The following is a 10022-nucleotide window of genomic DNA, read 5'->3' as shown; positions in this document are numbered from 1 at the left end:
TCCTGAAAGCCTGCGCCGGCGACCGTCTCGTCGACCTGCGCGACCGCGCCCTTCTCATCACCGCCTTTGCCTCCGGCGGCCGCCGCCGCAGCGAGATTTCTGCTCTCCGCGTCGAACAGCTGGTCGAGGAAGAGCCCGTTCCGGCCGATCCAAAGAATCCCGACGGCGACAAACTGCCGTGCCTGTCGATCCGACTCGGTCGGACCAAGACGACACAGGCCGACAGCGACGCTTTCGTGCTGCTCGTCGGCCGGCCGGTGACGGTTCTGCAATCGTGGCTCGAACGCGCCGAGGTCACCGAGGGCGCCGTCTTCCGCGGCATCGACCGTTGGGGCAATCTCGAAAAACGCGCGCTCACGCCGCAGGCCGTCAATCTGATCCTGAAGCGCCGCGTCGCCGAGGCCGGACTCGACCCGGCGGCGTTTTCCGCCCATGGCCTGCGCTCTGGATATCTCACTGAAACCGCCCGTCGCGGCATTCCGCTGCAGGAAGCCATGCAGCAGTCGCAGCATCGTTCCGTGCAGCAGGCTTCCAACTACTACAACGAGGCCGAACGAACGCTCGGAAGGGCAGCAAGAATCATCGTTTAGGAACCCGGACCGCCGGTTGCGGCGCCGTCCACCATCTCCATCCGCCGCTCGGCGGCAAAGTCCATAATCTCGCGCAAAAGATCAGCGTCAGGGGTCTTCACCACGAGCGTGCGGCGGTTCATCATGTCGTCGGTCATCGGTGGGTCCTTCGAATCAGGTTGGTGTGAGCAACTCGACCTTGCCAGCGACATCGATGCCCCCGCTACGCCGCTCGCTACAGCGTTGTTGAGAGCGCGCTCGCGGGCGACTTCGTCACCGCCGGGTACACCATGCGGCGGGGCACTATCGAGAACAGCTCGTGGTACCGACCTCTGATGCGTTGGCATCTATATAGGACGCCGAACGACAATGCCCGTCAGCTTTAAAGACATACTGTTGGCTTTCGAATTCGTCAGTTCTGGGGGCACGGGAGAACATCAGGCCTTTCTGTGCAAGCAGTCAGGCACGCTCTACTGGCATTCCGAATTCACGGGTGATTTGGACGAATTGCCGGATGATATCGACGACAGCGACAAATACGCCCAAATACCTGACAAGAAAGAACTCGACCTGGGCAAGCCGCTCGCACTGGACTTCGCACGCCAATTTCTGCCTGACAACGTCGGTGACGTTCAAAAAATCTTCAGCAAAAGAGGCGCGTACGCAAGATTCAAGGATCTGTTGCAGCGAAGGGGTGCACTCGATCGGTGGTACGCTTTCGAAGCGAATGCGGAAGAAAGAGCGTCACGTGGTGCGATCACAATTCGATCGAGGTCGGTGACTGATACCGCCCCCGAAAGCGTCGCGCGACACCTCACGCCGCGTTGCCGAGGCCGGGCTCGATCCGAAAATGTTTGTCCGCCCACAGCCTGCACTCCGGCAATCTCGCTGAGGCTGCGCGAAGCATGCAGCAGTCGCAGCACCGCCGTTCAGCATCACAATGACGCGGAACGGACCCACGGACGGGCCGCGCTGTGATCACATAGGACCGAGCCGATTGATGTTCCTGTCAGTGAGATGCCGCAGGTGAAGCGCGCGTTTCGTCGCTCTCAGCAACTTCCCTAGACAGGGCTCGCAGCACAGCTTCCGGCTCCCGTTCCATGATCCGGAGCAGCGTGCGCGCAGCGCCGCTGGGCTGCCTCGTCCCCTGCTCCCATTTCTTGTAGCCGGACGGACTGGTTCCGAGCACGGTCGCCATCTGGTCCTGTGTAAGGTCCAGCCTCTTGCGGATCCCCTTCGCATCAACTGTGCCGACATCAACCGCATGGACCTGCGTTCCCGGAACGTCCTTGCCCTGAGCGTGAGCCAGCGCCTCGGACATCGCCTGGATCAGGTCCGCTCCAAACTTCGTCATCTCGCTCATATCTTGCTCCTGTTCGCTGCCTTGATCGCTTTCGCGAACGCGGCTACGGCCTTGGCCTCTTCCGGCTTCAAGTCGGTCTTCTCGTTCTTTCCATACGCCAGAAGCGCATAGATTGGCGCCTCCTCGCTGTACCAGTAGTAAATCACGCGGGCTCCACCGCGTTTGCCCTTTCCCTTGACGCCGAAACGCAACTTGCGAACACCACCCGCACCGGGAATTTCATCGCCCGCCTAGGGGTTGGCCGCCAGGAAATCGATCAGTTCCGAGCGCTCCTCTTCGGTGAAAAGTTCAGTGGCCTGCTTGATGAAGAGCGGCGTCTCGGCGACAGTCTGCATACTACTCCTATAACCCAATGGGTTAGTAAATGGCTTACGCAAAGGGAAAAGTCAAGGCGTGTGTCGCGACACTCGCCTCAAACGTTCCTTTTCTGACACATTGCAACTTCGCAAAAATCGACCCAAAATACGCCGCAGGGCCAAGTCACGCAGACAGCTCACACCCTTCCTCGCCCCCCTTGCTCGGCTAATGCACGGGTCTCCACCGAAGACCAACTCAATGACGCCCAGGTCGACGAGCTCAACGCCACCGGCTGTCATACGGTTCACCAGGAACATGGTTCCGGCGCCTCTCGCTCCCGCCGGTGCTGGCGAAGCTGATGTGTGAGATCGCCGCCGGCGACGTTCTCGTCCTCGTGCGGCTCGACCGCCTCGCCCGGTCGGTCAGCCATCTGTTGGAGGTCATCGAGCAGCTTGAGACGCGCGGCGTGCATTTCCGCTCGCTCCGCGATCCGATTGATACGTCGACGCCGCAAGGCATGTTCTCGAGGTCGATGGCGCTATGTGCAAAAGCAGCTCGGCCATGCCTCGGCCGAGATGACGCGGAAATACCAGCGCCGACGTGACCGGTTCCGCGTCAATCTCACCAAGGCCTCGGGGTTATAGGCGACACAAAGCCCCTCCCCGTTACGCGCCAAACAGCCGCCTGTCCCAGTAGACGGGCTGGTGCAGACTTGTCTGGATCCTTGAAAACTCCGGATGCGCCGGATTGATCAGCACATTGCAATCGAGACGCGCCACGGCACTCGGCACCAGCAGAATGACGCTGCGCCGTTCTAAACACCAGGTTTCGCCAAATCCCTTGCTCACCGTCGCCGGCATCGTGTCCCAGCCGGGCAGTGACGGCTGGGAAAAGACCTCGTAGCTCAGCCCGCGCGGAATTGTGATTTCGATGTAATGCTGGTTGGGCGGCAGTCGGCCGCTGCCATGCACCAGCTTTTCCAACAAGGCCGTCGAATAGTGCTCGCTGGTGTAGATGATAGGACTTCCGGGCGTGTTCCATCGCCCTGGCGCGATTGTCGAGCCGGTCGCGTCGTAGATCGGGTAGGTGCCGGCCGGATCGCCGATGCGAAAGGACGATAGCGTGCGATCGAGAGTCTGCGCCGTCACGCAGCGCTGCCGTACTTCAGACCTCCGAGGATATCGACCACCATTTCGGCGCCGAACTCGCTCAGGATAACGACGTCGATCGGTCGCTTGTCCTCAATCATCGGGTGCGGCCGAAACAAGAAACCACGTGCTTCCTCTTCGTTGTGCCAGACATCGACAGCAAGACTCCAGACGCGCGCCACGCGGGCCAATCGTGTGCCCTCGTCCGACGAGAGACGATGTACCGCCTTGCGCCGCTCGTAGGTCGCCTTGGGGATCAGCCGGTATTTGAACTGAGCATCGCCAGGCGCCAGAAGCTGCGCAACGCGCTCGAGCGCGCCGATGGGAAGTCCATTCTCGATCCGGGAGATCAGCCCGAAAGGCGACCGTGACGCCACCTCCTTAACGGGCAGCCCCAACACGTCGGCGACATTTCCAAACGCCAGCATTTCACTCTCCATTCCATGTGAGGCAAAATATAGCCTCACATGATGCGCCATGCAAGCCCCGCATCAGCGCGAACCGATCCGCCAACGGTTACCCAGTCATCTTTGCCGTCACACCGTTCGCCTTCAACGCCGCCATCAGCATAGGCCCGACCGAAAACTCCCCTGCCCTCGCCTTTTCGGTTAGAACCCGCAGATAACCGCCGGCCGAGTTGATGTGCTGTGCCCTTTGCAAGATGCAGGCAATCACGATGGCGGCGGTCTCCTGGCCCATCACATGGCAAGCCTCCTCGTATGCCGAGGGCGAAATACCAAGGTAGCCTCGTACCTGGACGGCGGTGATCATCAAATCGCGCCAGTTTCCGATGCCGTGCACGGCATAGTCTGAAATTTCAGGGCAGGCTTTCAGCACAAGTCCTATCGGATAGCTTTTCGGTTTCGCGTCGTCTGCCCGCCTTGGTTCGACCGCCGCCCTGCTTTTCTCCAAAGCCGGTTCAAATACAAAAGTGGAGTCTGTGTTTGAATCAGATTGCTGCCGCTCATTTTGGGACTCATTGGCGCTAGGATTCGTGGAATTCATGAAGTTTTCCAACATCATGTCCACTTCGTCATGAAGTCTCGTCAGCTCGGCAACGATTGCCTCCAATTCGCATAGCCCTGCCCGCCGCGGAATTGCATCTACAATGGCCCTGAACCGTCTCCACATGGCTCCCCAGTCGCCAGGAACGCCCTCCGCGATCGCAGCCTCGACAAGCTTGTGGATGTCGCGACGATGAAGCGTGATCCGCTCCCTCATTAACCGGAGCGCATGGCTGTCGGCGCGCACCTGTTCGGCAGCATGCTGAAACTCAACGGCCCGCGTCAGCAGCGGCGCCAGTGAGAATCCGAACGCCTCCTCAATGGCGCCACCCTTCCCTTTCCGGGCGAACCTTTTGCCGTTTGGACTGTCCCGACGGATGATCAGGCCGCAACTCACCAGCTCAGCCAGATGTCGCCGCAATGTGGAACTGGGCATACCGTGTGTGCGCAGTGACAACTGCGCGTTCGAGGGAAAGACCATCAGGCCGTTTTCCTCGCTGATCTGGTCGTCGGGATAGAACGACAAAAGCCCGCTCAGCACGGCCAGAGCGCGATCTCCCACACCTACGACGGCCCTGCCCTCGCACAACCAACGATAGACCTGCCACTTCTCGACGAGAGCTCCATCAGGAATCTCTCGCGATGCCGCGTTCGCTTGCACCAGCGCAAGCGTCATCGGCCGCCGCCCAAAGGGCGTCGTTCCATACCCACTCTCCATTTCCCTCACCTTTCAATCAGGCAAAAGAAATCCGCTCGCCGAAACGACGCCACGACTCTTGACAGTGATTCGAGGAAGTGCGATTCTCAGCTTGCTACAGACTTGAGAAGGGCTTCCGCGACGGTGACGTTCGGGGGCCTTTTTCTTTTGCGGTCTTAGTCTCCTGTTTTCTTCGCCATTTCCGACTCCCGAAAAGCCTCGAAAAGCTCATCGAGTTTGCCGGCAATGAACGCGCCGAAGGGCGACGCTTCCTTGGACTTCAAGGCAAGCGTAAACACTTTTCCCGTGTCGGTGATCTTGGCGCGAACCGATTTGTCCTGGGGTGCCCAAGCCCGCTCCTGGGGCTTCGATGGCGCCCGCGGGGGCTTCACCGGGGCGCTCACAAAGTCGAACAGACGGGCAAAACGGGCCTCACTACCGGGCTGCGCGAAATCGGCGATTGCCACGCACTCCGCTGCCCTCGCCGCGGCACCAGGATGCTCCATGCGCTTGGCAAGCTGCCACCAGCGGTCGCGGCCAATGCCTTTGGCCGCGCCCACCGCAAAAATGACCTGCTCTGGAATGTTGCTGATCACAGAACGCATCTTCGAGAAGGTCGTGTCGTCGAGCGCAAGAGCTGATTTCACCGTGTCAGGCGAATGGCCTCGCTTGAGAACGCGGTCTGCAAAAAGCGTCCGCTCGATGAAGGACAGATCGACTCTGGCGGCGTTCTCCTGGCCTTGGGCGATGACATGGTCCCTATCGTCCATCTTCTTGACGACAGCGCGTACAGGCCTTTCCAACTGCCGGGCAACCCTGACGCGCCTATGGCCGAAGACCGTTTGAAAGCGTCCCGGAGTCTCAGGGTGAGGTCGGACCAGGATCGGAGAATCCTGTCCTCGTTCACGAATTGCCGTCAGCAACTCCTGAAACGCATCATCGTCATCGTCCATACGGTCCGAGACGAATGACGTGTCGACCAGAGCCGGATCGAGATCGACGACTGAACTCTTCGAGAGCTCCTCGAAGGACTGTATGATCGACCGTGATGCGCCACGAACGGCGTAGCCGGAGACGTCCTGGCCATCGGCAATTGCCGTTGCGGGACCCATGACACTGCCGAAAATGTCCTTGCGTGCCATTCAATCGCTCCGATTCGCGGTTAGTCGACTGATTTCACGATCAAAATTTCCACTTTTTACTGCCGTAAACCGCGCTGTCATGACCGCCCCCAGGCGCGATGGACAAGAGCCGTGATCTCCGCGTTCACTGCGTCCAGCGATTCAAGCGCCCGGTCATAGGTAGAGCGGGTAAAGGACGATCTCTCGACTTCGTAGAGCGTCTGTTTCGTCAGACCCGCATCCGAAATCGCCGTCGACTTGAGCATGGGATTCTCGAGGATCTGGCCGGCAAGCATCGACTGCATGAAGCCGACCATCTGCGCTTGCGGAATGTCTGTCGGTTCGTACCGCGTGATCAGGTAGCGAAACCAATCGAGCTCGATCGCCGCACCGGCGGCTTTGATGGTTTTCAAAATTCCGCCGAGCATCAACAGGAACTGGCTCATCGACATCAGGTCGAGCATTTGAGGATGAACGGTGATGAGAACGGACGTCGCCGCCGACATGGCCGTCAAGGTCAGATAGCCGAGCTGGGGCGGGCAATCGACTACAACGACGTCGTAACGGTCGTCGACCTCGGACAGCGCCTTTGCGATCCTGGTGAAGAACTGACGGCCAGCACTGGACGATTTATCCTGCATGGCGAGCGGCGTGTCGTACTCATACTCTTGCAGCTCGAGATTGGCCGGAATGATATCCAGGCTCGGAAAGTTCGTCGGCACGATCACGTCGGAGATCGGCAGGCGCTTGTCATCGTAACGGATCGCCTCATAGAGCGAGAGGTTCTGATCGAGTTCGGGCTGGAAGCCATGCAGGGCGGAGAGCGAAGCTTGCGGGTCGAGATCGATTGCAAGGACACGGTGGCCGGTCAGAGCCAAGTGCTGGGCGAGGTGGGCGGCAGTCGTTGTCTTGCCGCTACCGCCCTTGAAGTTGACGACAGCAACCACCTGGAGCTTGTCTCCAGGCTTGCGATGCGGAACATACTTCTTGACCTCGGTCCTGCCGTGCTGGTCCAGGAAATGGCGAAGTTCGAGCATCTGTGCGGCCGTGTAGGAGCGTCGGCCGGAAGGGACCTGGTCAGGCAAAGGTCCCTTGCCTTCGAGGTGAAGCCGCTTCAGATTGTTTTGCGATACACCAAGATAGTGGGCGACTTCCGCCATCGAAAATGGACGCAGTGTCTTCGTCGCATTGGGTGGAAATTTCTCCATGCGAAGCTGATTGAGGCGTCGCGATATCTCAGCACCCTGCTCGAGAATCTTGTCGTCGAACTCGAAGCTTGGTAGCCGCATGGCGATATTCATTCTCGTCGAAACCCGAATTGGCGCTTTTTGCGATGAAACTATTCAACAAGCGCCATTAAGCTCCGATTCGGAAAGCCCGGCAAGAAGTTTTAGGTTAACAGAAGGTTAACGGCACCTGCCGGCATTCTTACTGGCGAATACTGATATCGTCCCGATAGCGGCGGCTCGTCCTTCGAAGCAAGAACTCTCCCACCCGGCTGGCTAAATGCATGTTTTCCCTGCCACAAAGACCATTATTTACGGCAGTAAAATCGCGTTCGTCAGCGGGCAAAAAGGTTGCAATTGCGAACGGGCGCAGGGGAGGCGTTCCCGCCGACGGCAGTCAGGCTCCTTTTGAACTGGTCATGGGTGAATTGGGGAGCGAGTTTTAAAGCGATGGCCGACCAGCACGATCGCGACGAGGCGCGAGAACCCTTGACTCCGATCGGCGCAGTTCGGCATGACGCGCGGCCTATGCCGCGGCCGGGGCCACGTGCTGGGGCATCGCCTAGCAATAGACCTCAGCAAGGCCGGGCGATGTGAGTGAAGACACGTTTCAAGGACATGCGCGTTGTAGTCGATCCAAAACTGGTCGGCCACGATGAGTAGTAGCATCTTGGACTCGGGGATCGCCTTATCCTGCACCTGTTCGGCGATTGACCAGCCCGACGAATGCTGCGGCTCTCGTCCAGCCGTTTTATCGACACAAGCAAAGTGCATGGCAGGAAGCGATCGAGATCAGGAGCGATCGAGGTCATGGGACACGACAAGCCTGACGGACTAATGCTCATCGCACTGAGGCGCAGGCCAGGCCGCGACTAACGCTTTAACAAGACCTGGGTCAGCTGCAGAGTGAGTGCCGGATGGGGCGGGTCGTAAGGGGAGGGCCGACGAGCCTATCAGCCAAGTTCGACCAGCATTTTCGCAAGGATATGAAGCGGTACTGCCTCGACGTCGTGTTTCAACGGAAAGCGCTCTGCTCCCGGATAGACAACGAGGCGACGGATTGGATCTACGTCCTCGCACGCCAGATGAAAGCCCTTCTCCACTTTTGGCGTCAGGCTGCGCTTGATTTCGATCGCCCAGGGCTGGCTGCCTTGAGGTGTCATTAGCAGGTCGATTTCGGCGCCGGCGGATGTGCGATAGAAGTTGGCGTCCGTGCCGGATGGGGCGGCCGCAATCAGTGTCTCAATGACAAACCCTTCCCAGCTGGCGCCGGCAACGGGATGAGCGAGAACGTCCTCAAGGGTTGTCAGTCCAAGCAGCGTATGAGCAATGCCGCTGTCGCGCACGTAAACCCGCGGCGACTTGACTAGACGTTTCCCGACATTTGCATGCCACGGCTCAAGCCTGCGCACCAGCAACAGGTCAACCAACAGGTCCAGATAGGAAGCGATAGTCTTGCCGTCGACACCGAGGGCGCGGGCAAATTCGGCCGCGTTGAGGAGCCCTGATTGATGATGTGCCAGCATGGTCCAGAAGCGGCGCAGCGTTTCGGCCGGAATGCGAGGCCCGAGCAGCGGGATATCGCGCTCAAGATAGGTGCGGATAAAGTCCTGCCGCCACCGCTGACTGGCGCGGTCGCTCGTAGCCAGAAAGCTGTCGGGAAAGCCGCCGCGCACCCACAGGGGGTTCAACTGTTCGGCCGGCACCTCCAGTCCGTCAATCGGATGCATTTCAAGATAGGCGATGCGGCCGGCGAGCGTCTCGCCGGTCTGCCTGAGGAGATCGATGGAAGCGGACCCCAGCAGCAGAAAGCGCCCGGTCTTCTTGCCGCTGCGGCGACCGCGGTCGATCAAGCCACGAAGATTCTGGAACAGGTTTGGAAGCCGATGGACCTCATCGAGGATCACCAACTCGCCCTCATGTTCGGCAAGGTAGAGTTCCGGCTCCGCGAGCTTAGCTCTGTCCGCATCGGACTCGAGATCGAGATAGATCGACGGCCGTGTCTCGGCTATTTCGAGCGCGAGCGTAGTCTTGCCGACTTGGCGCGGCCCAATCAGTGCCACCGCAGGGGTAGTGTCTATCAATTCGGCGAGTTGCGTTTCGATCCGGCGCTTTATCATCCTAGCAATTATGGAGTGCAATTCCTGATTTGCAAGGACGGACTGACGAAATTGGTCAGCGTCGACGCCCGCAACGTCCGAATTCGGGAGAGGTATGCCAGATTTCAGGAGAGGTGGGCTTCGTCGCTCTCCAATCCCGACGCCTTGGTGAGGTTGACCCGAAAACGGTGTCTCGGCCCAGGCGTGACCAAGCTGCCTCTGCCTATAGCGTTCAGGAAGCGACGCCTGCGCGCAGCGAATGGCCAGAAAACTCTGGCCGCGCTCGCCCTCGGAAAAATCACCGCGCACGCCGGCCGCCAAGGCTGCGCGTTTGACCAGCCGCGCCACCTCCTGATCGTTGAGCCGCTCGGTGCCCACCGCTTTGCCCTGCCCGGTGGCGCGGCGGAAAAGGGGATCATGCGCGATGCAGCGGGAAAAATTCAATCCAGCCGCGACCGTCTTCGGTTTGATCGCGCCACAGACGGGCGGTTTAGTGCC

10 protein-coding genes and 2 pseudogenes are annotated in these 10022 nt (G+C 59.6%); 3 read left to right on the top strand and 9 right to left on the bottom strand.

The features are described from left to right. A partial coding sequence (locus tag NKH19_RS29595) for a site-specific integrase (RefSeq protein WP_352983363.1) occupies nt 1–590 on the top strand: 590 nt, incomplete at its 5' end. A gap of 11 nt (nt 591–601) precedes the next feature. Here NKH19_RS29595 and NKH19_RS29590 read toward each other — a convergent pair. Beyond that, a pseudogene (locus tag NKH19_RS29590) lies at nt 602–727 on the bottom strand (IS256 family transposase); the annotation flags it as partial. A 211-nt stretch (nt 728–938) separates the two neighbouring features. On the opposite strand from NKH19_RS29590, the gene NKH19_RS29585 reads away from it, so the two are divergent. Continuing rightward, nucleotides 939–1547 carry a hypothetical protein gene (locus NKH19_RS29585; protein WP_352873027.1) on the top strand — a complete coding sequence of 203 codons (609 nt, stop codon included), beginning with the start codon at nt 939–941 and terminating at the stop codon, nt 1545–1547. A gap of 31 nt (nt 1548–1578) precedes the next feature. Here the strand turns inward: NKH19_RS29585 and NKH19_RS29580 are convergent, their stop codons facing one another. Then, nucleotides 1579–1932 (bottom strand): helix-turn-helix domain-containing protein, encoded by a 354-nt coding sequence (locus NKH19_RS29580; RefSeq protein ID WP_352873025.1) that lies wholly within the window; start codon nt 1930–1932, stop codon nt 1579–1581. Continuing rightward, nucleotides 1929–2150, bottom strand: coding sequence for a type II toxin-antitoxin system RelE/ParE family toxin (locus tag NKH19_RS29575; RefSeq protein WP_352873043.1), 222 nt, complete (start codon nt 2148–2150; stop codon nt 1929–1931). The genes NKH19_RS29580 and NKH19_RS29575 overlap by 4 nt, the downstream gene beginning before the upstream one ends. Nucleotides 2151–2366: 216 nt before the next feature. On the opposite strand from NKH19_RS29575, the pseudogene NKH19_RS29570 reads away from it, so the two are divergent. Continuing rightward, a pseudogene (locus NKH19_RS29570) lies at nt 2367–2755 on the top strand (recombinase family protein); the annotation flags it as partial. Nucleotides 2756–2894: 139 nt separating this feature from the next. On the opposite strand, the gene NKH19_RS29565 reads toward NKH19_RS29570, so the two are convergent. From NKH19_RS29565 to NKH19_RS29540, 6 genes are all read right to left on the bottom strand, one after another. Continuing rightward, nucleotides 2895–3377 carry an RES family NAD+ phosphorylase gene (locus tag NKH19_RS29565; protein ID WP_352873023.1) on the bottom strand — a complete coding sequence of 161 codons (483 nt, stop codon included), beginning with the start codon at nt 3375–3377 and terminating at the stop codon, nt 2895–2897. After that, entirely contained in the window at nt 3374–3805 is a 432-nt protein-coding gene (locus NKH19_RS29560; RefSeq protein ID WP_352873021.1) for an antitoxin Xre-like helix-turn-helix domain-containing protein, read from the bottom strand. The genes NKH19_RS29565 and NKH19_RS29560 overlap by 4 nt, the downstream gene beginning before the upstream one ends. Nucleotides 3806–3893: 88 nt before the next feature. Next, on the bottom strand, nt 3894–5099 hold the full coding sequence (repC, locus tag NKH19_RS29555; protein ID WP_352873019.1) for a plasmid replication protein RepC: 1206 nt from the start codon (nt 5097–5099) through the stop codon (nt 3894–3896). Nucleotides 5100–5254: 155 nt separating this feature from the next. Beyond that, a complete protein-coding gene (gene repB, locus NKH19_RS29550; RefSeq protein ID WP_352873018.1) occupies nt 5255–6220 on the bottom strand; it encodes a plasmid partitioning protein RepB in 966 nt (321 codons plus the stop codon). Between the two features lie 77 nt (nt 6221–6297). Next, a complete protein-coding gene (repA, locus tag NKH19_RS29545) occupies nt 6298–7500 on the bottom strand; it encodes a plasmid partitioning protein RepA (protein WP_352873016.1) in 1203 nt (400 codons plus the stop codon). An 878-nt stretch (nt 7501–8378) separates the two neighbouring features. Further along, complete coding sequence (locus NKH19_RS29540; protein ID WP_502911069.1) at nt 8379–9968, bottom strand: DUF8612 domain-containing protein; 1590 nt, start codon at nt 9966–9968, stop codon at nt 8379–8381. Between the last annotated feature and the right edge of the window lie 54 nt (nt 9969–10022).

Origin of the sequence: Mesorhizobium sp. M1338 (assembly GCF_040318045.1) — a bacterium.
Taxonomy (GTDB): domain Bacteria; phylum Pseudomonadota; class Alphaproteobacteria; order Rhizobiales; family Rhizobiaceae; genus Mesorhizobium.
This window is presented reverse-complemented; position numbering and strand designations above follow the sequence as displayed.

What these genes read in the sequence shown, in the direction of transcription:
- NKH19_RS29585 (WP_352873027.1), top strand. Translation starts at nt 939, where the DNA reads ATGCCCGTCAGCTTTAAAGACATACTGTTGGCTTTCGAATTCGTCAGT.
- NKH19_RS29580 (WP_352873025.1), bottom strand. Translation starts at nt 1,932, where the DNA reads ATGAGCGAGATGACGAAGTTTGGAGCGGACCTGATCCAGGCGATGTCC.
- NKH19_RS29560 (WP_352873021.1), bottom strand. Translation starts at nt 3,805, where the DNA reads ATGCTGGCGTTTGGAAATGTCGCCGACGTGTTGGGGCTGCCCGTTAAG.
- repC (WP_352873019.1), bottom strand. Translation starts at nt 5,099, where the DNA reads ATGGAGAGTGGGTATGGAACGACGCCCTTTGGGCGGCGGCCGATGACG.
- repB (WP_352873018.1), bottom strand. Translation starts at nt 6,220, where the DNA reads ATGGCACGCAAGGACATTTTCGGCAGTGTCATGGGTCCCGCAACGGCA.
- repA (WP_352873016.1), bottom strand. Translation starts at nt 7,500, where the DNA reads ATGAATATCGCCATGCGGCTACCAAGCTTCGAGTTCGACGACAAGATT.